Origin of the sequence: Pseudomonas sp. I2 (genome assembly GCF_040984075.1) — a bacterium.
GTDB classification, from domain to species: Bacteria; Pseudomonadota; Gammaproteobacteria; order Pseudomonadales; family Pseudomonadaceae; genus Aquipseudomonas; species Aquipseudomonas guariconensis_B.
The window spans coordinates 1-285 of sequence record NZ_JBCGFQ010000252.1 but is presented as its reverse complement, the minus strand read 5'-3'; the positions used below and the strand labels follow the sequence as shown (position 1 = coordinate 285).

The window sequence follows — 285 nt, the reverse complement described above, 5'->3', positions numbered from 1 at the left end:
CGTGCTGCATCTGCGCCAGGTCCTTGGCCGGCGCCAGTACCTGGCCGGCGTCCAGCGCGGTGCTGTACTTGTTGGCCAGGGCCAGGAAGCCCACCGCCGGGTTCGGGTCGAACAGCTTGATCAGGCCTGCGGTGGTGGTGCAGATCAGCAGCCACACGGCCGGCAGCAGGGTGACCCAGACATAGCGCTGGCGCTTCATCTTGATCAGCACCACGGTGCCGAGCATCAGGGCGATACCGGCCAGCATCTGGTTGGAGATGCCGAACAGCGGCCACAGGGTATTGA

The 285-nt window shown here is 65.6% G+C and carries 1 protein-coding gene; it reads right to left on the bottom strand.

What is annotated here, in order from left to right; all coding sequences use genetic code 11:
• On the bottom strand, positions 1-285 hold a 285-nt coding region (locus tag WCE05_RS26495), incomplete at both ends, for a carbon starvation CstA 5TM domain-containing protein (RefSeq protein ID WP_368816906.1).